The 25,872-nt window shown below is 56.8% G+C and carries 19 protein-coding genes and 1 pseudogene; 14 read left to right on the forward strand and 6 right to left on the reverse strand.

The genetic code is table 11. The annotated features are described in order from the left end of the window. Positions 1-159: 159 nt before the first annotated feature. The 6 genes from H6G52_RS14575 (at position 160) to crtB (ending at position 7,356) form a co-directional block, all read left to right on the forward strand. Complete coding sequence (locus tag H6G52_RS14575; protein WP_190529272.1) at positions 160-2,316, forward strand: polyribonucleotide nucleotidyltransferase; 2,157 nt, start codon at positions 160-162, stop codon at positions 2,314-2,316. A gap of 809 nt (positions 2,317-3,125) precedes the next feature. Further along, complete coding sequence (locus H6G52_RS14580) at positions 3,126-3,518, forward strand: hypothetical protein (RefSeq protein ID WP_099533052.1); 393 nt, start codon at positions 3,126-3,128, stop codon at positions 3,516-3,518. 4 nt (positions 3,519-3,522) lie between these two features. Next, positions 3,523-4,788 (forward strand): gamma-glutamyl-phosphate reductase, encoded by a 1,266-nt coding sequence (locus H6G52_RS14585; protein WP_199291350.1) that lies wholly within the window; start codon positions 3,523-3,525, stop codon positions 4,786-4,788. Positions 4,789-4,839: 51 nt separating this feature from the next. Then, a complete protein-coding gene (gene nth, locus H6G52_RS14590) occupies positions 4,840-5,616 on the forward strand; it encodes an endonuclease III (RefSeq protein WP_190529274.1) in 777 nt (258 codons plus the stop codon). A 129-nt stretch (positions 5,617-5,745) separates the two neighbouring features. Then, a complete protein-coding gene (locus tag H6G52_RS14595; RefSeq protein ID WP_190353382.1) occupies positions 5,746-6,210 on the forward strand; it encodes a CBS domain-containing protein in 465 nt (154 codons plus the stop codon). Between the two features lie 171 nt (positions 6,211-6,381). After that, positions 6,382-7,356 (forward strand): cyanoexosortase B, encoded by a 975-nt coding sequence (crtB, locus tag H6G52_RS14600; RefSeq protein ID WP_190529276.1) that lies wholly within the window; start codon positions 6,382-6,384, stop codon positions 7,354-7,356. 118 nt (positions 7,357-7,474) lie between these two features. On the opposite strand, the gene H6G52_RS14605 is transcribed toward crtB, so the two are convergent. Beyond that, positions 7,475-8,689: an amidohydrolase gene (locus tag H6G52_RS14605; RefSeq protein WP_190529278.1), complete on the reverse strand. Its 1,215-nt coding sequence runs from the start codon at positions 8,687-8,689 to the stop codon at positions 7,475-7,477. 353 nt (positions 8,690-9,042) lie between these two features. On the opposite strand from H6G52_RS14605, the gene H6G52_RS14610 reads away from it, so the two are divergent. Then, entirely contained in the window at positions 9,043-9,525 is a 483-nt protein-coding gene (locus H6G52_RS14610) for a TerB family tellurite resistance protein (protein ID WP_099533047.1), read from the forward strand. 217 nt (positions 9,526-9,742) lie between these two features. On the opposite strand, the gene H6G52_RS14615 is transcribed toward H6G52_RS14610, so the two are convergent. Further along, positions 9,743-10,951, reverse strand: coding sequence for an aldo/keto reductase (locus H6G52_RS14615; RefSeq protein WP_190353380.1), 1,209 nt, complete (start codon positions 10,949-10,951; stop codon positions 9,743-9,745). Between the two features lie 259 nt (positions 10,952-11,210). Between H6G52_RS14615 and H6G52_RS14620 the strand changes: the two genes are divergently transcribed. The 5 genes from H6G52_RS14620 (at position 11,211) to H6G52_RS14640 (ending at position 15,626) form a co-directional block, all read left to right on the forward strand. Continuing rightward, positions 11,211-12,236, forward strand: coding sequence for a DUF2325 domain-containing protein (locus H6G52_RS14620; protein WP_099533045.1), 1,026 nt, complete (start codon positions 11,211-11,213; stop codon positions 12,234-12,236). Between the two features lie 355 nt (positions 12,237-12,591). Next, on the forward strand, positions 12,592-13,608 hold the full coding sequence (locus tag H6G52_RS14625; protein ID WP_099533043.1) for an ABC transporter ATP-binding protein: 1,017 nt from the start codon (positions 12,592-12,594) through the stop codon (positions 13,606-13,608). 72 nt (positions 13,609-13,680) lie between these two features. Beyond that, positions 13,681-14,547: an ABC transporter permease gene (locus H6G52_RS14630; protein WP_190353379.1), complete on the forward strand. Its 867-nt coding sequence runs from the start codon at positions 13,681-13,683 to the stop codon at positions 14,545-14,547. Between the two features lie 33 nt (positions 14,548-14,580). After that, positions 14,581-15,258, forward strand: coding sequence for a hypothetical protein (locus H6G52_RS14635; RefSeq protein ID WP_190529280.1), 678 nt, complete (start codon positions 14,581-14,583; stop codon positions 15,256-15,258). Then, complete coding sequence (locus H6G52_RS14640) at positions 15,255-15,626, forward strand: hypothetical protein (RefSeq protein ID WP_190529282.1); 372 nt, start codon at positions 15,255-15,257, stop codon at positions 15,624-15,626. The genes H6G52_RS14635 and H6G52_RS14640 overlap by 4 nt, the downstream gene beginning before the upstream one ends. A gap of 179 nt (positions 15,627-15,805) precedes the next feature. On the opposite strand, the gene ilvD is transcribed toward H6G52_RS14640, so the two are convergent. The 3 genes and pseudogenes from ilvD to H6G52_RS14655 form a co-directional block, all read right to left on the reverse strand. Continuing rightward, positions 15,806-17,491, reverse strand: coding sequence for a dihydroxy-acid dehydratase (gene ilvD, locus H6G52_RS14645; protein ID WP_099532419.1), 1,686 nt, complete (start codon positions 17,489-17,491; stop codon positions 15,806-15,808). Between the two features lie 349 nt (positions 17,492-17,840). Next, positions 17,841-18,623 (reverse strand): annotated as a pseudogene (locus tag H6G52_RS14650) (site-specific DNA-methyltransferase); the annotation flags it as partial. Positions 18,624-19,204: 581 nt separating this feature from the next. Next, the gene (locus H6G52_RS14655) at positions 19,205-20,227 is read right to left on the reverse strand and encodes a Gfo/Idh/MocA family protein (protein ID WP_255407512.1); all 1,023 of its coding nucleotides are present in this window, start codon (positions 20,225-20,227) and stop codon (positions 19,205-19,207) included. 164 nt (positions 20,228-20,391) lie between these two features. On the opposite strand from H6G52_RS14655, the gene queC reads away from it, so the two are divergent. Continuing rightward, positions 20,392-21,123 (forward strand): 7-cyano-7-deazaguanine synthase QueC, encoded by a 732-nt coding sequence (gene queC, locus H6G52_RS14660; protein WP_190529286.1) that lies wholly within the window; start codon positions 20,392-20,394, stop codon positions 21,121-21,123. A gap of 162 nt (positions 21,124-21,285) precedes the next feature. On the opposite strand, the gene H6G52_RS14665 is transcribed toward queC, so the two are convergent. Beyond that, a complete protein-coding gene (locus H6G52_RS14665; protein ID WP_190529288.1) occupies positions 21,286-24,765 on the reverse strand; it encodes a leucine-rich repeat domain-containing protein in 3,480 nt (1,159 codons plus the stop codon). 316 nt (positions 24,766-25,081) lie between these two features. Here H6G52_RS14665 and H6G52_RS14670 point away from each other — a divergent pair, with 316 nt between their 5' ends. Then, the gene (locus H6G52_RS14670) at positions 25,082-25,678 is read left to right on the forward strand and encodes a hypothetical protein (RefSeq protein ID WP_242026411.1); all 597 of its coding nucleotides are present in this window, start codon (positions 25,082-25,084) and stop codon (positions 25,676-25,678) included. The last annotated feature ends 194 nt before the right edge of the window (positions 25,679-25,872 follow it).

Genomic DNA, 25,872 nt, shown 5'->3' on the forward strand with positions numbered 1-25,872 from the left:
TGAGCCACCGAAGCGATCGGGACTAAATCCTTATGGAGCCTTGTTTTACGTCGTTTTGTCGAGACAGTTGGCCGTGAATTAACAAACGGTCTAGTATCTAACAAACGGTGTTAGGATTGCCACAGTAATAGAAAGAATCTCCAAGGATCATCATCATTCATGCAAGAAATTGACAAGTCAATATCCTTTGATGGAAGGGATATTCGGCTGAAGATCGGTTTGCTCGCACCCCAAGCTGGTGGATCGGTACTGATTGGGTCGGGCGATACCGCAGTGTTAGTAACCGCCACCCGTTCCTCAGCGCGCGAGGGCATTGATTTTCTTCCCCTCACTGTTGATTACGAAGAACGGCTGTATGCCGCCGGCCGCATTCCGGGTAGCTTCCAACGCCGCGAAGGTCGCCCGCCGGAAAAGGCGATCCTGACCGGGCGCTTAATCGATCGCCCCCTGCGCCCGCTGTTCCCGAATTGGTTGCGCGACGATATCCAAGTGGTGGCCACCACCGTCTCCCTTGATCCCGACGTGCCGCCGGATGTGCTGGCCGTGACGGGTGCTTCGATCGCCACCTTGCTGGCCCAAATTCCCTTCCAGGGGCCGATGGCGGCGGTGCGCGTGGGCTTGGTGGGTGACGAGTTCATCATCAACCCCACCTATGCGGAAATTGAAAAGGGTGAATTGGATCTGGTGGTTGCCGGATCGCCCGATGGCGTGGTGATGGTGGAGGCGGGGGCCAATCAACTGCCCGAAGCGGACATCATCGAAGCGATCGACTTTGGCTATGAAGCCGTGCGCGACTTGATTCAAGCGCAACGGGACATCATCGCTGAATTGGGTCTGGAGCTGGTGACGGCGGAACCCCCCGCGATCGACACCACCCTCGAAGACTTCATTCGATCGCGCACCACAGGCGAAATCAAAGGCATCTTGTCGCAATTTGAGCTGGGCAAAACCCGGCGCGACGCGGCCTTGGATGCCCTGCAAGCCACGGTGGCCCAGGAAATTACCGATCGGGCCGATGACGACGCGATCAAAGTGGCCGCCACCGCTGACCCCAAGGCCCTGCCCAAGGTCTTCAAGGCTGTCACCAAGTCCCTGATGCGTCGCCAAATCGTTGAAGATGGCGTGCGCGTCGATGGGCGCAAACTGGATGAGGTGCGCCAGGTCTCCTGCCGGGCCGGGGTGTTGCCCCCGCGCGTCCATGGCAGCGGCCTGTTCCAACGGGGCTTGACCCAGGTGATGTCCGTGGTGACGCTGGGGACTCCCGGCGATGCCCAGGAACTGGACGATCTGCACCCGGACGAGCAGAAGCGCTACCTGCACCACTACAACTTCCCGCCCTACTCGGTGGGCGAAACCCGCCCGATGCGATCGCCCGGTCGTCGGGAAATTGGCCACGGCGCACTGGCAGAACGGGCCCTGGTTCCCGTGTTGCCGCCGAAGGATGCCTTCCCCTACGTGTTGCGCGTGGTGTCGGAAGTATTGTCCTCCGATGGTTCCACCTCCATGGGGTCGGTTTGCGGCTCTACCCTGTCCCTGATGGATGCCGGTGTGCCGATCGCCAAGCCCGTCAGCGGCGCAGCCATGGGTCTGATCAAGGAAGGCGACGAAATTCGCGTCCTGACGGACATCCAAGGTCTGGAAGACTTTTTGGGTGACATGGACTTCAAGGTGGCGGGCACCGACAGCGGCATCACTGCCTTGCAAATGGACATGAAGATTACCGGGTTAGACATGGGCACGATCGCCAAGGCGATCGAACAGGCCCGCCCGGCGCGTCTGCACATCCTGGAAAAGATGATGGCGGCGATCGATCAACCGCGTGGCGACCTGTCGAAGTTTGCCCCGCGCCTGCTGACCTTCCGCATCGATCCGAGCGACATCGGCATGGTGATCGGGCCCGGCGGCAAAACGATCAAGGGCATCGTCGAAGAAACCGGCGCGAAAATCGACATCGAAGACAGCGGCTTAGTCACCGTGTCCTCGAACGATGGCGAAAAGGCCAAGCGCGCGGCCCAAATTGTCCAAAACATGACCCGCAAGATCGAAGTGGGCAGCGTGTTTGTGGGCAAAGTCACCCGCACGATCCCGATCGGGGCCTTTGTGGAATTCCTGCCCGGCAAAGAAGGCATGATCCACATTTCCCAACTGGCCGATCGGCGTGTGGGCAAAGTCGAAGACGTGGTGGCCGTGGGCGATGAGGTGATCATCAAGGTGCGCGAAATCGACAATCGCGGCCGGATTAACCTGACTCGTTTGGGCATCCATCCCGACGAAGCGGCGGCGGCCCGCGATGCGGCCGAAGCGGCGGCTACCTAAGGAACTGGGGCCCAAAGCCCCCGCCCCGGCCTCCTCCAGCAGCCTAGTGGCGAGAGGTATGGGGCCAATTCCATGGCTCTTGCATGAGGGCTAACCAACCTGAAACCGGAGATCGAACAGTCGATCTCCGGTTTTTTGTGGGCATTGTTCTGAATTGGTTCTGAATTGTTTGCAGAACGGCGCTCAACAATTGGAGGCGATCGAACAAAAACGCCGATCGCCCCATGCTGTCAGGCCTCTAGGCAAAAATCACTAGCGAGGTTAACCAGAATCACAGGGAATGATGATGGCGATCGCAGGACTCAGCTCCCGAAATCCTTGACCATAACTCCTTAGCAGAACGGAGGGAATCTTCGTTGTGACGCTTCCCTCCGCTGTTACCAATCTCTCGATGCCTGACCTCATCCTTGTGGGAATGTTCCCCATGGGTGGGGTCAAGCCTCCATATTAACCAAAGAATTTGCTCAAGCCCGACTTTGCCAGCGCGTGGCCTTTTGATGGTTGGTATTCGGCTCAAATTGTGGTGAAATGCGGACATGAGCCGCCTTTTGTAGCCTTGAAATCAGCTTGAAACAAAACCGAAGCCGGTTGAATCTTAGATCTTGAATCTTGAGTCTTGAATCAAGATTGAATTCGTATTGAACGCCTATGGAACTTCTATGGAACTCCTATGGAATTCGGATGGGATCCTTGGGTGATTGGGGTTTGGATCAGGGGTGTTTCCTTGCGGTTGGGGCGGCCCTGTTAAGCTAAGAGCATGAGAAACCCCTGGCCAAGTCGTTTATTCCCACCGGGCGATCGGGCGATCGTTGAAGACTTCTCAGATTGAGCTAACGGAGTCCTACCCTTGTCCCTGTCGGCAACGGGGCACCCTGCGGCCGATCGCACTCATGGACGCATTTGGCTGCGATCGCTGCCAGCAAATTTTTGTGGTGACCGAATCGGGCGATCAAATTGAGCAGGTGTCTTCTGGGGCAATCTACCGACGGCTGTGGCGATGGACAGGAACGCGCTGGCTCTCCGTGCGTCCACCCTTGCGTGAAAATTATTTGCCCATTACCCTTTGGGCTGGATTTGTCTTGGTGTTGGCTTGGTTGCCCCTGATTGTCAAAGGACTGGCAGGCACGGCGGCTTGGCTGTTGCCGGGATTGCTGGTGATTGGGCTACCGCTGTTGTTGTTATGGCTGGCATACCGGCGCTGAGATTATGGTTGGAAATCCCCTGGTTAATTCGGGAGCGCTGGATTTATTTGGGGCATTGGCGGCGGCGGCCCGAGGGCGATCGGCCCTGGTGGCCATGCGTGGTGGCGAGCGATCGCGGGCGCTGAAGGTGATGGCCAAGGCTTTGCGAGCCGCCCAAAACGAAATTTTGGAAGCCAACACGCTGGACTTGGAAGCCAGCCGCGAAAAGGCAAACAGTGGCTTACCGTCCCTGTGGATTAAGTTCACGCCCGATCGACTGCAACAGGTGGCCGATATGCTCGATCGGCTGGCGGATTTGCCCGACCCCACCCGGCAGGCCATTCGCGCCACCCACCAAACCCAATACCTACAAAGCTATTGCCAACTGATGCCCCTGGGGACGATCGCCCTGGTGCATGAGGGCTTGCCGGAACTGGGGGCGATCGCGGCGGGCATGGGCATCAAAACCGGCAACAGCATGATTTTGTATGGCAGCAGCGACACCAAGCACACCAACGCGGCGATCGCGGCGGCCCTCACCGATGGGCTGACGGCTGGGGAATTGCCGCCCGAATGTGTCACAGCCATTCCGCCCGATCGAGATATTTCCATGCGCGACCTGCTGGCCCAGGAGCGCTACTTGAACCTGATTGTGGCCTATGGCCGGCCAAAGCTGGTGCAACAGGCCAGTCAGTTTGCCACCGTGCCCATTCTGGGCGCAGCGATCGGCAATTGCTATCTCTACTGGGCCCTGTCCGGTGAGTTAGACGTGGTGCGTTGGGCCATTTCCGACAGCCACCAGGGCGATCCGGAAGCGGTGAACGCGATCGAAAAGGTGCTAGTTCACGAGCGCCACAATCGATCGATGCTGGGGGTGCTCTTTGGCTCCTTGCAAACGGACGGGTTTGAAGTACGGGTCGATGCCCATTTGCAACAGGATTTTCCCGACTTGCCCTTGGCGGCCGATGATGAGTGGAATCGGCCCTATTTAACCAAAACCGTTGCGTTTCGCACCGTGGCCAGCGTGGAAGAGGCGATCGCGGTGATTCACACCCAAAGCAGCGGCCACGCGGACTGCATCGCCACCGAGTCCTATCGAGAAGCCCACCAATTTGCCTCCCGCCTCGACAGCGCCTCCACCTACATCAATGCCTCACCCCGATTCCAGCGCAATCCCCGGGGCAGTGCTTCGGTGTTTTTGGGCATGTCGAATCAAAAGGGCTATCGACGCGGGGCGATCGGCCTGGACATGTTGACCACCATCAAGCAAATTGTCCAAGGGGACGGCTAATTTGGCCCCTTGGTTTGACTCGTTCAGGCTCCTTTCAACTGATTCCCAACCATGCCGGTAAGCACTCGTAAGTGGGCCGCCAAACAACAGGTGGCGATCGAAATTCTCGATCGCCTGAAAGTGCTCTATCCCGATGCCACATGCAGCCTGAATTATGAAACCCCCGTGCAATTGTTGGTGGCGACAATTCTGTCGGCCCAATGCACCGATGAGCGGGTGAACCTGGTCACACCAGCGCTGTTTGCAAGGTTTCCCGACGCGGTGGCCCTGGCCGGGGCCGATCGAGCCGAGTTGGAAGCCTTGGTGCGATCGACCGGCTTCTATCGCAACAAAGCCAAGAATATCCAGGGCGCTTGCCAAATGATCCTGGACAGATTTGGCGGCGAACTGCCCAAGCGGATGGAGGAACTGCTGTTGCTGCCGGGGGTGGCGCGCAAAACGGCGAATGTGGTGCTGGCCCACGCCTTTGGCATCAATGCGGGCGTGACGGTGGACACCCATGTGAAGCGCCTGGCCTATCGCTTGGGCATGACTGAGCATCAGGATCCGGTGCGGATTGAGCGCGATTTAATGCGGCTGTTGCCCCAACCGGACTGGGAAAATTGGTCGATTCGGCTGATTTATCACGGGCGGGCCGTTTGCGATGCCCGGAAACCGGCTTGCGATCGCTGCCAGTTGGCGGATCTATGTCCCCAAAAGGGACTAGGCGCAACGACAACCAAGGCCAAACCCCAATCCACTGCCCGATCGACCGACAAAACCAGCAGCAAATCTAATAGCAAAGCCAGTTCCAGCACAGCTAAGGCCAAAACACCCCCCAAACCCTAGCCCCCGTTCAACGATCGAGTCCTTCGCTTCCGAGCTGGGGCCACAGAGCGTGTCAAATCGTTACCAGTTGCGCTCTCCAACCGATCGCCCGTCCTAGAATGAGGGCAGAAGCATTTAGGGATCGAGCGAATGGCTGCAACGGTTGCCGATGTAATGAGCCGCGATCCGATCGTCGTCCGTCGTGACACCTCCCTCGTCGAGGTCATCAAACTCCTGGCGGAACAGCGCATTAGCGGCGTGCCCGTGGTGGATGAAGCGGGGCAGTTGATTGGGGTTGTGTCGGAAAGCGATCTGATGTGGCAAGAGACCGGCGTGGATGTGCCGCCGTTCATTACCATTTTGGACAGTGTGATTTATCTCAAGAATCCCCTGCAATTTGAAAAAGAATTGCACAAGGCCTTGGGCAGTACGGTGGCCGATGTGATGAGCGATCGGGTGAAAACCACCAAGCCCGATACATTGCTGCGCGATGCCACGCGGCATTTGCTGGAAGGCAATATTCACCGAATGCCCGTGGTAGATGATGCGGGGGCGATCGTGGGCATCCTGACTCGGGGCGACATCATTCGAGCCATGGCCAACGGGTTGCAATAGGCCAGCATTGTCTGGGCTGTTGAGTGATGGCTGAGGCATGATTTTGAACCGTTTGGGCCGATCGAGCCGGATTTGTGGCCGATCGCCCAGCATCAACAGTGGTTAGGGTTCGGCGGCTGTGGCATTTTGGAAGAGGCCGCTGGAATTTGCTGATCGCTGAGGTTGAAGTTCATGACTGCCGATCGCCCCGTTGCAAATCGTTCTGACTGGCTCGATCGGGCCCTGTTGCCAGCGGGGGCGGCCTGCTTGGCCCTGGCCTATGGGCCGCTGTTGGTGCATTGGGTGCGCGGTTGGCTCACCAAAGACATCAGCATTGAGCATGAATATTTCAGCTACGGCCTGATTGGGCTGCCCTTTGCGGCCTATTTGGCATGGGAAAAGCGATCGCGCTGGCAGCGATTGGCGGATCGATCGCACCCGGTGGGTTGGGGGCTGTTGGGGTTGAGCGTGGCGTTTTACCTGAGCGGCGTGGCCGATTGGGTGAACCTGTCGTTCCCGATCGCCCTCTGGGGGCTTTGTGGTGTTTGGAAAGGGGCTGCCGGTTGGCGGCTGATGGCGGCTCCCTTGGTCTTCACCACCCTGGCCACGCCCAACGAGGTTCCCTACCTCATTTCGCCCTACGTGGTGGGGTTGCAGCGGTTCATTGCCGCCATGGCTGGTTTTTTGCTGAACCAAGTGGGACTGGAAGCGCAGGTGGAGGGCATTTATCTCTACGTGCGCGATCGGGCGGTGGAAGTGGCTCCCCACTGCGCGGGCCTGAAAATGCTCCTGACCTGTTGGTATGTGGGACTGATGGCCATCTATTGGTGCGGCACGGTGCGGGGGCGATCGCCCATCGCTCTGTTTTTGGTGGGAACGACGGTCATCAGCGTGTTGATGAATGTCTTTCGGAACACGATTTTGGCCTACTTGCACGGTACGGGTCAGGACGGTCTGTTCGACTTTATGCATGAGGGAACCGGCGGCGACCTGTATTCAGCCGTGATGTTGCTGACTGTGGTGCTTTGGTTCCGAATCATTGAGCGGTTTGTGGGCGAAGGGCCGGATGCGGCCCTGGCCCCATCGCCCTCGAAGGTTGCGCCCCGACCTGACCCGATCGCGCCGGAAGATGAATCGGAAGTCGCAGAACGGGATCCCGATTTCTAGCGATCGGCTCCTGGGGCTGCAAAACCCTAAAACCCTAGATAAAGGGATTCAGACCCTTTCCCCCCGATCGGGACGTGGCGAGATCGGGAGTGGAGAGATTGGGTCTAGGACTTTGAGTTTAGGGCGTGTTAAAGGATTCGATGATCCGCAAAAACAACTCCACTCCCATGGCCAGCGCCGTTTCATCAAAATCAAAACGGGGGTGGTGATGGGGGAACGCTAAGCCCCGATCGGGATTGGCCGCCCCCACAAAGAAATAGCAACCGGGGACTTCCTTCAGGAAAAAGGACATATCCTCACCGCCCATGGTTTGGCAGTTGGGCACAACCCCGATCGGCGTTTCAATCACCGTTTCGGCCACCTGTCGCACCCGATCGGCTGCGGCCGGATCGTTGACCGTGGCCGGATAGATCGATCGATAGTCCAGTTCGTACCGGGCCCCGTGGGCGGCGCAAATGCCCGCAATAATCGACTCCACCCGCTCCCGAATCACCCCCTCCAGGGCCGGATTGAAATAGCGCACCGTGCCGGCCAAGCGGGCCTGATCTGCGATCACGTTTTTGGCCGTGCCCGCGTGAAATTCGCCCACGGTCACCACCGCCGAATCGATCGGGTCAATGTTGCGAGCCACAATCGTTTGCAGGGCCGTGACAATTTGCGCCCCCACCAACACCGAGTCGATCGTTTGGTGAGGCATGGCTCCATGGCCGCCTTTCCCAAACAGGGTGCAAGCAAACAGTTCTACCGCCGCCATTAACGGCCCCGGCCGCACGCCTACCGTACCCAGCGGCAAGTTATTCCACAAATGCAGCCCAAAGATGGCATCCACATCGGGATTGTGCAGCACCCCGGCTTCGATCATCGGTTTTGCGCCGCCGGGCCCCTCTTCGGCCGGCTGAAAAATCAGCTTGATGGTTCCGGCCAGTTGCGATCGATGGTGGGCCAAATAATAGGCCGTGCCCAGGGCGATCGCCGTGTGGCCGTCGTGGCCGCAGGCGTGCATTTTGCCCTCGTGGCGCGATCGATAGGGCACTTCGTTTTGCTCTTGCACGGGCAAGGCATCCATATCGGCCCGCAAGGCAATGGTTGGGCCCGGTTGGCTGCCTTCAATGACCGCCACAATGCCGGTTTTGGCGATGCCCGCTTGGTAATCAATGCCCCACTCTCGCAGGCGATCGCACACAAAAGCGGCCGTCAGGGCCTCTTGAAATCCCAACTCTGGGTATTGATGAAACTGTCGCCGCCAAGACACCAATTGCGGCAACAAATTTCGCACATCTAACCGTAACTTCGATAGGTCAATTCCTGGAGCGGTGGGTAAGGTGGAAATCACGGAAGTTCAGATACTTTTCAGATTTTCCTTAGACCTTAGCTTAGAGTTTTTCCGTTGGGCCTTGTACGAATGGTGATCGGGAGAGCGATCGGGACAGGGGCAGAATCCAAAACAGCGCGATCGCCCTGAAAATGCGGAAAGCACTCGGTCTGGAAACCCTGAGATCTGCCATAAATCTTGATGCAATCACCCCAAGGTGACGGTCAGTGACGATCAATTGTGGACTTTCATCAACTTCCATCGCGAATTGATCCAGAACGCCCCGATCGCCCTGGCCATTGGCTAGATCGAAAAGAGAATTCAAAAAGAGAATTCAGCGCTAATCACCGGATCCCAAACCGGAGGGAGCCACCATGCTAAAACCGCCACCACCTCCCCCGATCGCCCCCAAGCAAATGAACCTGCTGCGGGTGGTTGCTGCCATGGCCTGGGCCGACGGACATTTGGCCGACGAAGAAATTGAAGTGATGCTCGATCGCTTCAGCCAACTGTTTGCCCGCGACGGCCAACAATCGATCGAACTGAAACAAGACTTGCGGGAATATTTGGTGCAAAATCTGCCCCTGGCAGAAATTGTGCCTAAGCTCACCAACGACGCTGACAAAGAATTGGCCCTGGAATTGGCCTATGAAACCATTGCCTCCAGCGCCCGCACGCCCGATGAAGCGGTGATTAATGCCGAAGAATCCGCCGCCTATGGTGAATTGGTGCGGCTGTTGGCCCTGTCGCCGGACGTGGTGAAACGGATTGAATCGAACAGCAATCAGGCCGGGGCTTCCAAGCAAGACCTAATTGAGTTCTTGGCTCAAAAGCTCGCAGAAACCGACCTGTCCTAAGGCTCGATCGGGAGCAGACCGGAAGCAACGATCCGCCGCCTGCTCCCAGAATCAACCCAGACAAGGGGCTTAAGCCCCTTGTCCCCGTGAGGGTTAGTGCTTGATCAGTCTCCCAAAATACTGATCAGGCCTCTGCTAAAACCTTCGCCAAGATCTCGCCAAGATTTGGTCAAGATCTCAACAAAAACCTCCGTCAAGATCTCCGCCAAGACCTCAGCTAAGACGATTGTGAAAGGCGCTTCACCGCCCCGCCCGCCAGTAACTGGTGCGCCTCCGTCAGAATATTCAAGACCCGATCGGGATAGGGACTGCGGGCTAAACAGGGGCGCAAATCTAGCTCTGACAGGCGATCGCCCCGTTGCCCTGGAAACCAGTGGCCCCCATTGCCCAACAGGTTGTAGCGCATCTTGCCATAGGCCACCATGTCAAAGGCCTTCACCAAATTCCACAGCCACACGATCGTTCGCACACTGATTTCGCCCGGCACTTCTTCCGGCTTTGGCAACCCCTGTTCCCAAGTGCGCAGCCAAGCCTTCCCTTCTCCGGGGCCAAACTCGCGATCAAACGCCTCGATCGCCGCTTGCTCCAACCGTCGCGTAATCATCGGGAGCAACTGACCCGGTTGATCCAAAAAGGACAGGGTTTTCAGATGCTCATCAAAATCGCTAGGCCGAGCGGCCCCCAGGCTCAGGGTATGCACCTGCGGATGGCTTAAACAAAACAAATTGTTAAACACCATCGGACTCAGGGGCTTGCAGAGTTCCACCAATTTGGGCGATGGCTCGTATAGCAGCCCCCCTTTATTGGCTGGACTGATAATAAACACGCCCATATCCAACTGGGTGGCCGCCTCGATCGCCCGCCAGTTGGTTTGGTTGATGTAATACCAATGCAAATTGACGTAATCAAATTGGTTGGACTGAATCGTCTCCATGATTACGTCCAGGGGCCCGTGGGTGGAAAATCCAATGAACCGCACTCGCCCCTCCGCCTGCCAGCGTCTGGCGCGATCGAGGCAGCCCCCCGGCCGCAACGTCCAGTCCAAATGCTCACGGGTGTTAATTCCGTGAATGCCCAGCAAGTCCACATAGTCGAGCTTGAGGTAGCCCATGGACTGTTCAAAGTCCCGCTCAAAGTCGGCCACCTGGGCAGCAGGCCCCACCTTCGTTTGCACAATCAAATCCTGGCGGGGATATTGCGGCAGCACCCAACCGAGCTGCATCTCGGAGCTGCCATAGCCCCTCGCCGTCTCAATGTGGTTAATGCCCAAAGCAAGGGCCCGCTCGATCGTGGCGGCCAAATTGGCTTGGCCCGCCGCGTCAATTTGTGTGGGTGAGAGGTCTTGCCAGGCCTGTTGGTAGCGCATTCCACCACAGGAAAACACCGGCATCGATAGCTCTGTGCGCCCAAACCGTCGATAAAGCATGGGTTTTTGGGATCTGAGGAATTGTTTTAGAAACAAGGGAATGCGTGGCAAGGTTCAATAACCCAATGCTAGACAGCCATACCCCATGCTAGACAGCGATGCTGAATGCCGCGCCGGATCGCCAGTTCAGCCATGTTGGCTGGGGCGGACTGGATCCGTGGCCCATAACGCACCGTTGAAGGGAAGCGATAGGATTAAGTCATGTTTAAAATGGCCGCCCATTTCCTAATCCCCAACCCCTTGTGTTAGGAGTCTTCCCATGGATATCACAGAACTGAATGAACTCGAAAGTTCCGTCCAAGACCTGATTTCGGCGGCAAAGGTCGAGCTAGAAGCGAAACGCCTAGAAAAGCAGCGAGACGAATACTATCAACATGCCCTTGCGGAAATCGAAGCCCGGTTGAACGCGGTGTTAGCGCAAGTGCAAACCACCCTCAAAGAGTTGCCGGCCGATGAGTTTGGCGACAGCATAACCCGCCGCAAACTCCAAGAGAAGGAAGCGGATATTTTGCAGCAACTGGCCGATGCGCCGCGCTTGGCTTCAGAAGCGGCCGATCGGCAGTTGATTTTGCAAGAAGAACGACTGATTGAGGAACGCTTACTGGATCAAACAAACCGGTGGCGCTATGAGCTAAGGGAAGACCTGCTGGACATGATTCGCGACCAGCAGGATTTTTATAGCGCAACGGACGCGGCCGTGGCGATTCGGGGTTATATGCATGACCTGAAGGCGATCGATGCCCTCACGGAAGTGCTGGAAGCCTTGATGGATCAAATTAACCAACACAGTGAAGAAGGGCCGGTGGCCAAGCGTCGGGGCAATGATGAACAGACGCTGATGTTTATTTATGAAAAGGCGATGCAGAATCGGGCGCGGGTGGAGCGCAGTCCCGATGTGCGGCCCCAAACGCGGCACCGATCGTCTGAGCGCCGTCCTAATCCCTACTCGGAGTTGGCGGGTAAGGTGGTGGTTTTTGGGGGCCACGATCGCTTGGAGTCGGCGGTGCGCAATCGCTTGCGGGAATCGAAGGTGGAATTGGTTTGGTGTACGGCCCAGGCGGGTCTGAACATGGCTCAGCAGGGGGAAAGCCACATCTCCAGCGCGGACTTGGTGATTATCGTGACCGGTTATGCCAGCCATTCCTTGACAGAAAAGGCGATTCAGTCGGCCAAGAAAATGGGCATTTCACCGGAGATGGTGAACACCACGGGGATGACCAAGCTGCTGGAGACGATCGAGTTTGGGCTGAAGGCGAAGTTGCTGGCGAAGCGCTTGGGGGGTTAGGGGCGATCGCCCCTTGGGTTCAGCGTTGGTTGGCGGGCCGGCGGCCCCGGCCGTTGCCCGGCGGTTTAGAATGGATTGCGCATCAGTTTGAAGATTTGTTGAGGAATGGCGAGGGGGTGCGATCGCCGGAGTGGGGAGGATCTAGCCCCTGCCGATGATCCAAGGAATTTCCTGCGCAATCTCCCTGGAGAGCTTCTCCCTGGAGAATGGCCCCTGAGAAATCCTGCTCGTCTTGCCTTGCTCCGGTTTTCGGCTGCTGTTTTAGCTACCTGCCAGCCCCGGTCTCTGTTCTGGTTGCTATCCAACGGTGTCAGACCCTGGGGCCGGGCGATCGCCCCTGACTCTCGCGCGGCCTATGACCCCTGCAATTGCGATTCGGAACCTACAAAAACGCTATGGCGATGTTACCGCCGTTGATCACGTATCGCTGGAGGTGAAACCCGGCGAGATTTTTGGCCTGTTGGGGCCCAACGGCGCGGGCAAAACCACCACGATTCGCTGTCTTTGTACCTTGGCCCAGCCGGACGGGGGAGAAATTTTTGTGTCGGGGGTGTCGGTGTTGCGGGAACCCCGATCGGCCCGTAAGCGGTTGGGCTATGTGGCTCAGGATGCTGCGTTGGACAAGGTGTTGACCGGGCGGGAAATGCTGGAGTTGCATGGTGCGCTCTATCACTTGCGACGCGAGGCGATCGGGCAGCGGATTGCCGCCATGGCGGATCTGCTGGGGCTGGGCGACTGGCTCGATCGGAAAACGGGAACCTATTCCGGCGGCATTCGCAAGCGCTTGGACTTGGCCACGGGGCTGCTCCACGAGCCAGATGTGCTGGTGTTGGATGAACCCACGGCGGGGCTGGATATCGAAAGCCGGATGGCCGTGTGGGAGTTTTTGCGGAAGTTGCCCCAGTGGGGGACAACGGTTTTGATCACTAGCCATTACCTGGAAGAGATTGACGCGCTGGCCGATCGGGTGGCGATTTTGGATCAAGGCCAGGTGATTGCCCTGGGCACACCGTCGGAGTTGAAGGCTCGGTTGGGGGGCGATCGCATTTCCCTGCGCATTCGGGAGTTTACCCCCGCTGCCGAGGCGGAAACGGCCCAAACCCTGCTGACGGCGCTGCCCTGTGTCAAGGATGCAATGATCAACCGGAGCCAGGGAAATACGCTGAATTTGGTGGTGGATGATCTCGATCGGGGGTTGACCCTGGTGCAGCAGGCCTTGGAACAGGCGGGGTTGCCGGTGTTTGGCATTGCCCAATCGCGCCCGAGTTTGGATGATGTTTATCTGGCTGCGACGGGCCGGACATTGCTCGATGCGGATTTGGCAGCGGGCGATCGGGATCCTAAGCTGGCCCGCAAGCAAAATATGCGCTAGGCCTCAGACCATTCCTTCCAGAGTTTCCAGTTCTCCATATTCACCCCTACCCTCCAGATTCCCCTAAGCCTCATGAGCACGACTTTGCCCACGGACAGTCCCACCCGATCGCCCGCCCTGGAACCCTCGCCCCTGGCGGAATTTTGGCAAGAAACGGCGGCCCTGCTGCGACGGTTGTTAATTCAACTGCAACGGCGGCCGGTGACCTTGGTGGCCGGCACTATTCAGCCCCTGATGTGGTTGGTGTTGTTTGGGGCCCTGTTCCAAAATGTCCCGGCCGATTTGTTTGGCGATCATGTGGGCTATGGGCAGTTTTTGGGGGCGGGGACGATCGCCTTTGCGGCCTTTAGCGGGGCGCTGAATGCGGGCTTGCCGGTGATGTTCGATCGGGAATTTGGCTTTCTGAATCGGCTGTTGGTGGCTCCCTTGGTGTCGCGCTTTTCGATCATCACCGCCTCGGCCCTGTATATTGGCTTGCTGGCCTTGATCCAAACCGTGGCGATCGTGATTGCGGCGGCTGTTTTGGGGGCTGGGCTGCCGGGGGTGGCGGGGCTGGCCGTGGTCGGGGCGATCGTGCTGCTGTTGGTGGCGGGGGTCACCTCCCTCAGCTTGGGTCTGGCCTTTGCGCTGCCGGGCCACGTGGAATTAATTGCCGCTATTTTTATCACCAACTTGCCCCTGCTCTTTGCCAGCACGGCCTTGGCTCCCTTGTCGTTCATGCCCGGTTGGTTGCAGTGGGTGGCGGTGTTGAATCCCTTGAGCTACGCGATCGAACCCATTCGCTATCTTTATCTGCATCCGGACTGGAGTTTTAGCAGCATTGTCATGCAAGCGCCCTTTGGATCGGTTAGTTTTGGTATGGCCCTCGGGGTTCTATTCATTTTTGATTTGGTGGCGATCGGGCTTGTGCGGCCATTGCTGCAACGGCGGATGGCATAGGACGCTGGATCGCAGGAGCAGGCTAGACGTGGCATGGAGCAGAATCTAAAAGACAAGCTGGATTGCTTTTTAGCATCCCCCTATGGACGCACGATGCTGGGGGAATACGCTTACCTCCATGCCTCGGAATGGTTGCAACAATATTGCGAAGCGGCCGGCGCAATGGCGAACTTGCCGGATTGGTTGCTCCTCCTGTTGGAGTTGGGGCAAGAGTCGGCGGAGATTTTTGCGAGTTTGACCGATGCCGGAACCCTGGAAACCGATCGCAAAACCATGTCCCTGTTGCTGGAGCGGCGGGGGCCCCTGTTAGCCCAAACCAGCGGCCGACTGCGACAGACCTTGGAACTCCATCGCCCGGGCCTTGACCTCAGCCAGGATGCGATCGAAGACGCTAGCCTATTGGCATCAACCCATCCACCGCGATCGGGGTTGGCGGGTTCCGGCCGTCGCGACAACATCGTGAATCGCAACCACTGGGAACCGAAGGCGGACTTTTTGCCTCACAGTGAAAGGCGGGTGATTGGCGATGTGGGGGGCACCCCTCTACTGTTGGTGGGCTACGAAAAAAACCAGTCCCGATCGCCCATGGTTGCTCGCGCCACTTCCGGTAACCCTCAACAGGATTCGCTGTTTGCGGTTCCTCTGTCCGATTTGCTGGTGCATTCTAACGAACCCGTTAATATCCCTGAATTGGAGTTAGCCGAATCATGAGCCATCCCTTGATCGCTCCCTCGATTGCCTGTTTGTCGGGATCCTCGATCGTCACCGTCTTGAGCATTCTGGCCTTGGGCAGCAACCCCGCGATCGCCCAATCCTCGGCCCTGGGTGACCCAAATGCCAATGGATCGTCTGGTGATGTGCGCCCCAATGAAGTGTTTCAAGGCTCCGGCGTTTCTGCCCAAGACTTGATTCGCAACATCATGTTGGCCCCGGGGCAAACCCTGGATGATTTCAATCAACAACAGTCGGGACGGATTGACAACGCTGCCAATGAGTTTTTGCGCCAGCGCCAGCAGCGATTGGAACAAAACGGCCAAGGCGGTGCTAGCGTGACCCCCAGTAGCCCCACTCGCAATTAATTCGCGATGCGGTCTACAAAAACCCCGCTCGATCGAGTCGCGATCGGGCGGGGTTTTGCGGATCGAAATGCGGATCGAGATGCGGATCTGAATAACGATCGGAAATAACTGGGTGGATTGGGTCGCGCTGAATTGCTGGGCTGAATTACTGGGCTGAATTGCTGACCCAGCCCCAAACCCTACAGCAAGTTCAAATCCGTCACGGCTCCCAGGCTGCTGGAAGAGACCAACTTGGCATATTTTGCCAACGTGCCTCGTTTGTAGCGCGGTTCCGGCGGTTGCCAGTTAGCCCGGCGGGCCGCCAGCTCCTCATCGGACACATTCAGTTGCAGCTTGCGGTTCGGAGCATCGATCGTGATGCTGTCACCCTCCTGCACCAGGGCGATCGTGCCACCCACGGCCGCTTCGGGAGCCACGTGACCCACCACCATGCCATAGGTTCCGCCCGAGAAGCGCCCATCGGTGATCAGCCCCACCGAGTCGCCCAGACCCGCACCGATGATCGCCGCCGTCGGAGCCAACATTTCTCGCATTCCGGGGCCGCCCTTGGGCCCTTCATAGCGAATCACCACCACATCACCGGGGTTGATTTGATTCGCCAAGATCGCCTTTAAGCAATTCTCTTCCGACTCAAACACCCTTGCCGGGCCGGTGATCACGGGATTTTTCACGCCGCTGATTTTGGCCACGGAACCTTCGCTGGCCAGGTTGCCCTTCAGAATGGCCAAGTGACCCTGTTGATAAAGGGGCTTGTCGAAGGGACGGATGACATCTTGGTCGGGGCGCGGTTCGTCGGGGATCTCCGCCAGGGTTTCCGCGATCGTCTTGCCGGTGATTGTCAAGCAATCCCCATGCAGCAGCCCCTGATTCAGCAAAATTTTCATCACTTGGGGGATGCCGCCGGCCTTGTGCAAGTCGGTGGCCACATAGCGGCCGCTGGGCTTCAGGTCACAGAAAACGGGCACGCGGGCGCGGATTTCTTCAAAGTCGTCCAGGGTGAGGGGCACCCCGATCGTGTTGGCGATCGCCAGCAGGTGCAACACCGAGTTGGTGGAACCGCCCACGGCCATGATCACGGAAATGGCGTTTTCAAAGGCCTTGCGGGTCAAAATTTGCTTCGGTGTGCGGCGTGCTCTGATCGCTTCGGCCAACACGCGGGCAGACTCGGCCGCGCTGGCGTTCTTCTCGTCATCCTCGGCGGCCATGGTTGAGGAGTAGGGCAGGCTCATGCCCATGGCCTCGTAGGCGCTGGACATGGTGTTGGCGGTGAACATGCCGCCGCAGGAACCCGCACCGGGACAGGCGTTGTGTTCCACGGCCATCAGCCGGGCTTCGTCAATTTTGCCAGCGCTGAATTGGCCCACGGCTTCAAAGGCGCTGACGACGGTCAGATCTTCCCCGTGCAGATGGCCGGGTTTGATCGTGCCGCCATAGACAAAGATGGCAGGAATATCCAATCGGGCCATGGCGATCATGGCTCCGGGCATGTTTTTATCGCAACCGCCGATCGCCAGGATGCCATCCAGACTTTGGCCGTTGCAGACGGTTTCGATCGAGTCGGCAATTACGTCCCGCGACACCAGGGAATATTTCATCCCTTCAGTGCCCATGGAGATCCCGTCACTGATCGTGATCGTGCCGAAAATTTGGGGCATCACGCCAGCTTCGCGGGCTGCGGCCATGGCGCTGTCGGCCAGGGTGGCAATGCCCATGTTGCAGGGGGTGATGGTGCTGTAGGCGCTGGCGATGCCGACGATCGGTTTGCTGAAGTCATTGTCACCAAAGCCCACTGCACGGAGCATGGCGCGGTTGGGCGATCGCTGCACACCGCTGGTGATCTGTTGGCTGCGGAAATTGTCGGACATGGGGTTTTGCTCTCTCTAGCCGATCCAGAAAAGCGATCTTTAATTGTCGCACTGGGTCTGTCGAATCAAGCTGAACAAATCTCGATCGCCTGGTTTCTTAATGGTTTGGATGGTTTGGGGGACTGGAATAGCTTGTTGGGGAGCTGTTTGGTTCCATAATTGACGCTCCCGCCGGTTGATTGCTGGTTTTGCTGCTGGCTGGGTTGTTGGTCTTGCTGCTGGCCTTGCTGTTGGTCTGGTTATCAGGTTGCTGGCTGGGTTGATGGCCCGGTTGAGAACTGGATTTGCCATTGGCCAAAACGCGATCGCCCGCCCTGGTCTCGGAGCCTGGGAGGGGGGCGGTGGTGAAGCGATCGACCGCCAATTGCAGATAGGCCGCTTCTTTTTCAATGCCAATAAAGGCGCGATCGACTCGTAGGGCTGAAAGGCCCGTTGTGCCGCTGCCGCTGAAGGGATCGAGCACCAAATCTCCCGGATTGGTGCTGGCGGAAATGATTCGATCGAGTAAATCCAGAGGCTTTTGGGTGGGATGTTTGCCTTGCAATTTCTCCGAAGCCGGTGGGGTGGGAATTGACCAAACACTCCGCATTTGTCGGCCAGAAAGCTTGAGGGGATCGCGGGGAAAATCTCCCAGCTTCATGGCTTCATAGTTAAAGACATGTTTTCCTTTTTTGCTTTTGCGGGCCCAAATTAGGGTTTCATGGCTGGCCGTAAAAAAGCGACAGGATAAATTGGGACTAGCGTTGGGTTTGTACCAACAAATCTCGTTCAAAACATGAAAATCCAAACATTGCAGTGCAAAGCCACAGGCATAGATATTGTGATAGGTTCCTGAAATCCAAATCGTGCCATTGGGTTTCAAGATCCGCCGACATTCCTGAATCCAAGCGCGGTGAAATTCAAAATCCTGTTCAATGCCATTGCTGCGATCCCAATCGCCTTTATTGACACTGACAGCCCGGCCGCCATGACAGGTGAACCCGTTATTAGACAGGTTATAGGGCGGATCGGCAAAAATTAGATCCACACTATTGGCCGGGAACAGGGGCAAAATTTCAAGGCAATCGCCCTGGTAAAGGGTGCATCGATCGCGCTGGTAGAACGGCTGGACTGCCACAGAAGGCTCGGACATGGTTCTAGGCCAAACGACACACCAAAAGGAAGGCTGGAACGGGACAAAACCACGCCCCGATCGACATAGAAAGATCAGCTTATCGAGAAAGCAAGATTGTGGCTAGCTAAATCCGCTGCTTAAACTTAGTCGCAAACCTAATCTAAACCGTTGGTTAACTCTACTATCAACCCTAATCTAATGCAGGGAACCGTAGCTAGGTTAGCCAGAAAATAACAATCTGGCTAGGTAATTTGCCAACTTTGTTTACGGATCAATGGGCTAATCTTGACGCTGGGCCAGCGCTTGAGGGCTTTTGGGAAACGACAAATTAAGACCAATGCTGCTGTTCACTGCCTGAAAATTTTGGAACGGGAGCCAAGTTGTGGTTGGAGGGCATCCATAGCCACCGGTTGATGGGCGATCGCCCGCCGAGTGAGTCGCGATCGCCAGTTAACAAGCCGGTTCAGTTGATTGGGCCGATCGATCCGATCGATCTGATCGAGCCGAGCCAACGGATCGCACCAAAACTTCACGGGTAAATTGGGCCGCTGGGCCCGTCACGAAGGGGATGCTCGATGGTCTAACGGTTGATTAACCGATTAACCCCACCGATCGTCGCCTTTACCCAAGGGTTCGTCCAGGGCCATTTGTTCGATCGCGCTGGCAATTTTTAGGGCCTTCAGGGCCTGTTCGCCGCCGATCGAGGGTTGCATCTCGCCCCGCACACAGTTCACAAAATGCTCCAATTCCGCATGGAGCGGCTCCGTGTTCCCGATCGCCACCGACTCGATCGACCCATCCAATCGATAGCAAGCCTGACTGGCGCGATCGCCCGCCGGATAGCTGGAGGTTTTGCGATGAACCAAAATTTGACGCGCCAGGAAATCCGCCTCCACCAGTGAATCCTGGCAATGGGCCGCAATCCGGCGAATTTTGCGGTGTGTCACCTTGCTGGCCGTTAGGGTAGCTACAATCCCATTGGCAAAGCCCAGGGTTGCTGTCACATAATCCAACTGACCGGAAGCGGCCCGGCTGCCGCTGGCCGACAGACGCACCACCGAGGAGTTGGCAATTTCCAAAATCAGATCAATGTCATGGATCATCAAGTCCAACACCACCGACACATCATTGGCGCGATCGGCGTGGGGACTCATGCGATGGGCTTCGAGCGCTAACACCCGTTCCGTTTTCAGAACGTTGAAGCATTCTTGAAACGTGGGGTTAAATCGCTCAATATGTCCCACCAGCAAAATGCATTGACGTTCGGCCGCCGCATTCACCAGGGCCTCCGCTTCAATGATGCTGGCGGCGATCGGTTTTTCCATGAGCACATGCACCCCGGCCCGCAGGCAATCCATGCCCACGGTGTAGTGCAGCTTGGTGGGAACCGCGATGCACACCGCGTCCACCAGGGGCAGCATATCTTTGTAGTCTTCAAAAAACCGAACGCGGTATTTGCTGGCCAATTCCAGCCCCCGTTCCACATTCAGATCTGAAATTCCCACCAATTCGGCATCCTTAAGCAAGCTCAGGATCCGGGCGTGGTGTTGTCCCATGTTGCCGACCCCGATCGCGCCAACGCGGATGGGATGGTGGCTCGGCCGGGCGAGGGCAGGCCGAATTTGAGCATCGAGCGATTCGCTACGGGATTGCACGCGCGTTTAACAGCAGCAATGAAGGGGCAATGGGGCGAGGAGTCGGATGCCGCCAGCGTCGGCCGGCCACATCCTACCATAGGGGTCGATCGTTCAAAACTGAACCACAATTCACCGTGAACCACTCTCCTATGACGCAGCAATCGACCTCCCAACCCATCCCGGCGCAATCGCCCCAACCCAAAGCGGTGGTGCTGTTGTCTGGCGGGCTGGATTCGTCCACCGTGCTTTATCAAGCGAAGGCGGATGGCTGCGATTGCTACGCCTTGTCGTTTGATTATCAGCAGCGACACCGACGGGAATTGCAAGCGGCTGTGGCGATCGCCCAAGCGGCCGGCGTGGTGGCCCATCAAGTGGTGCGGTTTGACCTAACCCAATGGGGTGGCTCGGCGCTAACGGATAACCAGCTTGATTTGCCGAGCGATCGGCCCTTGGACGGCATGGCGACGGAAATTCCGATCACCTATGTGCCGGCCCGCAACACGATCTTTTTGAGCTTTGCCCTGGCCTACGCGGAGGCGATCGACGCGCAACGGGTTTATATCGGCGTGAATGCGCTGGACTATTCCGGCTATCCCGACTGCCGGCCGGACTACCTGGCGGCGATGCAGTCGGTGTTTCAGTTGGGCACGCGCCAGGGCCGGGAAGGCCAGCCGATCGAAATCGTTGCGCCCTTGGTGGAACTGCGCAAAACAGACATCATTCAACTGGGCGATCGCTTAGGTGTGCCTTGGGCGGAAACTTGGTCTTGCTATGCGGGGGGCGATCGCTCCTGTGGCCGCTGCGATTCCTGTCGGCTGCGGCTGGCGGCCTTCGCGGAATTGGGCTTAACCGATCCGGTTCCCTACGAAACGCGCGGTTAGATCCCGTAGGGGCGCATCGCCATGCGCCCTCCGATACGCGAGATCTTCGAGAACCAATTTGTTTCAAGCGATCAATCCTGGCGGAGGGCGTACCGCTGTACGCCCCTACGATTGGGGGGTGAAACCGTGATCAGATAAGGAACCGATCGCCCGCTCAAATTTCTACAGACCGATCGCCCGTTCGCTGGTTTCGTCCAACGAGAAGGGATTGAAGGTGGCGTGGGGGTAGGTTTCCCGGCCGCGGTAGGGTTCGCGGTGTTCTGGGCAGAGCCACAGGTAGTGATATTCCGGGGTGAGCACCAGTTGCAGTTCGCCCTTGCCCAGACCCGATCGCTCAAAGTCGGGTTCGCGGTCTTTCAGGAATTGGCGCAGGGCCCAGAGTTGGCGATCGTCGGCGGCGATCGGTTCCTCGGCTAGGCGATCGAACCGGCCCCGATCGCCCTCGGCCAAGTCCGGGTCGAGATCGGCGATCGACAGGTGCGGCAACTGGCCCGCTAGCTCCTTGGTGAATTCCAGGCCGGCTTTCCAGCGTTCGTTGTCGATCGCGGCGGTCAGTCCCGCCGTGGGGCCGGCCAAGGGAGCCACCACCTTTAGCAGCGTCACCAGTTTGTTCAGGTGGGGGCTGAGACTTTTGAGCCAGCGGGCCCCGTCGGTGAGTTCGTAGCGGCATTGTTCAACGGGATGGCAACAGCCGGGATGCTCGCAATAGAGCTGCAATTCCAGCTTTTGGCCCAACACCGCTTGCTTGAGGCTACTGAACCGACCGCCACCGGAGCCGGGTTGAATCGTAAAAATCGTTGGACAGCAGCGATCGACTTTGCTTTGGTCGGCGGCGAATTGTTTGGTGAATTCCCGACTAGTTTGCTCGCGCAAGGATTGCAATTCCGATCGCGTTTCTGCTTGGTTTTTCAGCACCGTTTCGGTGAGGGATTCAATCCGTTGCAACACCTGCTGCTCGGTGCGGCGATCGATCCCATAAAGCAAGCGATCGACCACCAAATCTTCTTCCGCACTCGGACATTCAATCAGCGGTTTTTTGCGGGTTCGCAACTGCTGATAATCGAATTCGTGGGTGCAGGGCTGGCCGTCGTGGCCCGGACAAAGCACCTTGGGCGTGACTTGCAATCCCGGAAACCGTTCCGCCAGCAGTTGCGTAATTCCATCGTGCAGCAATGTACAAAAATTCTGGGGGTGGGGGCCGCGCACCGTCAGCCGCAATGATCGCTCACCGAGGGGCAAGTCCAACAGGGCCAGGTGACGCACGCCGCCATCGTCGTAGGCAAACAGCGCTCCGTAGCGCCAGTGGCGATCGATGCTGAACCGCGATTGGCGGGCAATGAACCAGGTGGGAATGCCCGGCGGCACGAAGTTGAGGTGGTAGCGAAAGGCGATTTGTGGCCCGTCGGCCAGCGCGTCCCAGTCGGTTTCGTAGGGTGGGGGATTGTGGGGCACGCGCTCCACCACGAGCGATCGATCCGCGTCGCGATCGTCCAGCAGCCGATAGGACAGGTCAAACCGCTCCATCAGCCGCAACAGGTGGTCGCACACATGGCGATCGAGGTCGCACCACAGCCGATCCATGCAGCAGTGGGTAAAGATGCCGCACTTTTCTATTACTTCTCGATCATCAATCACGCGGCTGATGGTTTGGCTGGCCCAAGCCGGTTGCAAAATCACCAAATCACTTAAGTCTAAATCACTGTTGGCGGGGCGATCTTGAAAAAACAAAATTTGCCCCAGCTCATGCAGCCAGCGGGCCAACACGGGGCGGCTGGTTTCGGCGACTCCGGCGGCGGCTAAGTGACGATAAAACGCTTTGGGGCCGATGTAGGGGTCGGGCAGCTCGGCCAGGCTGTCGGCGGCACGCAACCAAGTGGCGGGCCAGGTTTCGCCCATCAGGGGCAGGTCGGCGGCGAGCTGGGCCAGGGTGGTGCGAAGGTCGTCGATGCCGTCGTTGGTGCGGTTGCTGACGGCGGCGATCTTCTGAATTTGTGGGTATTTTTCCCGGAAGGCGCGCTCGGGAAAGGCGGCCGCGTGTTGGTCGGTGTGGCTGGCCACCAGGACGATCGGGGCGTTGGGGGCGAGGGTGGTGATTGTGTTTAACCAATAGTCGAGCTTGCCTTCTTCATGGCCCGATCGCGCGCTCCAAACCACCACAAAGAGCGATCGCTCGCTCATAAAAAACTGGTGAGTGGCGTGATAAATTTCCTGGCCGCCAAAGTCCCAAGCATTCAGGGTCATGGTCACATCGGTGCGGGTGGGGTGGGCGAGTTCCAAGGGGGCGATCGCCATGCCGTGGGTGGTGTCTGTGGGGACAAATGCTTGGCCACGCAGGGCATTCAACAGGGCGGTTTTGCCTGTACCGCCTTGACCGACGACGAGCAGTTTAGAGACCCATTTTTGTTCGGAGCCTTCAATCCGTTCATCGAGATAATCAAAGATCGCTTGCTGCCCTTGCTCAACAATTTCGGGCGGATAGGCAGAGTAGGGATTTTGATCGATCGCGATTTTGTAAACATTTTTCAAAAAAGGGACTAATTTCAATGGAATTTCTTGAATTTGATTACTTTGCAAGTGAAGACTTAAAATTGGTGAAAGCCAATTTTCTGATGGTTCTTCCTGTAATTTTGGTAATTGATCTAGCCACTCGGGGATATTGGTGAGTTGGTTGTCACTCAACCAGAGTATTTGCAGGTTTTTCAGTTGAGCAATTGAATCAGTAACTTTCGTGAGTTGATTGTTGCTGAGAACAAGCATTTTCAGATTTTGCAGTTGAGTGATTGAGTCGGTGACACTTGTTAATCGGTTGCCGCTGAGAACAAGAATTTCTAGATTTTGTAGTTGGGTGATTGACCTAGAAATACTTGCAAGTTGGTTGCTGAAGAGCCATAGTTGCTGAAGGCTTTGCAGTTGGGAAATTGATTCGGGAATTTTTGTGAGTTGGTTGTTGCCAATCCAGAGTATTTGCAGGCTCTGTAGTTGGGCGATTGATTCGGGAATGCTCGTTATTTGGTTGTTAGAGAGATTGAGTGTCTGTAGGTTTTGTAGTTGAGCAATCACCTCAGGAATACTCGTTATTTGGTTGTCGCGGAGCGAGAGTATTTGCAGGTTTTGCAGTTGGGCGATCGATTCAGGAATGCTCGTGAGTTGGTTGTTGTCGAGCCAGAGTGTTTGCAGGTTTTGCAGTTGGGCGATCGCCTCAGGAATGCTCGTCAGTTGGTTGTTGTCGAGCCAGAGTTGTTGCAGGTTTTGCAGTTGGGTGATCGCCTCAGGAATTGTCGTCAGTTGGTTGTTGGTGAGCACGAGTGTTTGCAGATTTTGCAGTTGGGCGATCGCCTCAGGAATGCTCGTTAATTGGTTGTTGTGGAGATAGAGTTGTTGCAGGTTTTGCAGTTGGGCGATCGCTTTTGGAATACTCGTTAGTTGGTTGTTGTCGAGCCAGAGTTGTTGCAGGTTTTGCAGTTGGGCGATCGCTTCTGGAATACTCGTTAGTTGGTTGTTGTCGAGCCAGAGTTCTTCTAGATGCGTTAATGAAAATAATTCGATAGGTAATTCCGTTAAGCCCAACTCGCTCAAATCCAAAGCCGTTTCACCCTCAGTCAAGGCAGCAGCAATTCGTTGTTGGGCGACTTCAAGGCTCATGGGTCAGACTCTCACCGTTGTGTCTCCCCCAATTGTAGGGTGCATGGGAGCAACCCCCAATGGCCACGAAACGCTTCATTTGTACTCCCATGCACCGCAGAACGATCGCCACCCAACCGAATGATGGTCGTTGAATGCGTGATGGGTGGCGGTGCATGGGAGATGAATTGAGATTGTTATTTCCTCCCGAGCGTTCTCCCATGCACCCTACGGGTCGATCGAGCGGTGGATGGTGGAGTAGGGCCAGACCAGCCGATCGACCATTTCGCCATGATCGATAATGATCAATAGATCTGGAGTCCAGCGATCCAATTCAATGATTAAAAAACGCAAAAACTTCTCCAGATTTAACCTAAAAGAAGCCTATCAATATCTCAACTTGAAAGAACTCCAGCCCTGGGAACTCGAAAGCCAACCTCGATCGCCTAGCGCATTCTTTCAAGAACGCCTCCGCCGCCTACAGGCCCATTTTGATCTACGCTACTGCGAAAAATCCAAAGAACTGATTATTGATGCATTTTGCGAAGAAGCCATTACTGATCTAGAAAATCTCAAAATTTGGAAAGGCGTTAAGCTGGAAACGGCACAAGTTACCGGCAATGTTGATTACTTAATCACAGAGCGCCGAGACTATGTAGCCGCACCTTTTTTGTGCATTGTCGAAGCCAAAAAAGACGACTTCGAGCAGGGATTAGCCCAATGCTTAGTGGAAATGAAAGCCTGCCAAGATTGCAACGACGATCCAACCATTGAAGTGTTGGGAATTGTCACCAATGGCGACGGCTGGCGATTTTATCGGCTCGATTCGTCAGGTCAGGTTTATGAAACTGGTCTCTATTCCAATCGCAACCCGGCTGAGTTGTTGGGAGTGTTGCACCAACTGCTGAGGCAATGCGATCGACAAGTGCGATAAGTCTCCCCCAATTGTAGCCCTGTAGGTTGGGTTGAGCCGCGCGAAACCCAACTCGATCTGCATCAACTTTGTGGCTGTTAGGTTTCGTCCCTCAACTCAACCTATAGATTAAATATCCACAAAATTGATTGAGTAATCAGTTTGTTACCCGATCGCCCAAGAAAGGGTAGGGGCAGTGGATCGATCAATCGCTC

This window comes from Limnothrix sp. FACHB-881, from assembly GCF_014698135.1.
In the GTDB taxonomy this organism is placed as follows: Bacteria; Cyanobacteriota; Cyanobacteriia; order CACIAM-69d; family CACIAM-69d; genus CACIAM-69d.

Coding starts and splice junctions, on each gene's coding strand:
- H6G52_RS14575 (WP_190529272.1), top strand. CDS start 160: ATGCAAGAAATTGACAAGTCAATATCCTTTGATGGAAGGGATATTCGG.
- H6G52_RS14585 (WP_199291350.1), top strand. CDS start 3,523: ATGGTTGGAAATCCCCTGGTTAATTCGGGAGCGCTGGATTTATTTGGG.
- nth (WP_190529274.1), top strand. CDS start 4,840: ATGCCGGTAAGCACTCGTAAGTGGGCCGCCAAACAACAGGTGGCGATC.
- H6G52_RS14595 (WP_190353382.1), top strand. CDS start 5,746: ATGGCTGCAACGGTTGCCGATGTAATGAGCCGCGATCCGATCGTCGTC.
- crtB (WP_190529276.1), top strand. CDS start 6,382: ATGACTGCCGATCGCCCCGTTGCAAATCGTTCTGACTGGCTCGATCGG.
- H6G52_RS14610 (WP_099533047.1), top strand. CDS start 9,043: ATGCTAAAACCGCCACCACCTCCCCCGATCGCCCCCAAGCAAATGAAC.
- H6G52_RS14615 (WP_190353380.1), bottom strand. CDS start 10,951: ATGCTTTATCGACGGTTTGGGCGCACAGAGCTATCGATGCCGGTGTTT.
- H6G52_RS14620 (WP_099533045.1), top strand. CDS start 11,211: ATGGATATCACAGAACTGAATGAACTCGAAAGTTCCGTCCAAGACCTG.
- H6G52_RS14625 (WP_099533043.1), top strand. CDS start 12,592: ATGACCCCTGCAATTGCGATTCGGAACCTACAAAAACGCTATGGCGAT.
- H6G52_RS14630 (WP_190353379.1), top strand. CDS start 13,681: ATGAGCACGACTTTGCCCACGGACAGTCCCACCCGATCGCCCGCCCTG.
- H6G52_RS14635 (WP_190529280.1), top strand. CDS start 14,581: ATGGAGCAGAATCTAAAAGACAAGCTGGATTGCTTTTTAGCATCCCCC.
- H6G52_RS14640 (WP_190529282.1), top strand. CDS start 15,255: ATGAGCCATCCCTTGATCGCTCCCTCGATTGCCTGTTTGTCGGGATCC.
- ilvD (WP_099532419.1), bottom strand. CDS start 17,491: ATGTCCGACAATTTCCGCAGCCAACAGATCACCAGCGGTGTGCAGCGA.
- queC (WP_190529286.1), top strand. CDS start 20,392: ATGACGCAGCAATCGACCTCCCAACCCATCCCGGCGCAATCGCCCCAA.
- H6G52_RS14665 (WP_190529288.1), bottom strand. CDS start 24,765: ATGAGCCTTGAAGTCGCCCAACAACGAATTGCTGCTGCCTTGACTGAG.
- H6G52_RS14670 (WP_242026411.1), top strand. CDS start 25,082: ATGATTAAAAAACGCAAAAACTTCTCCAGATTTAACCTAAAAGAAGCC.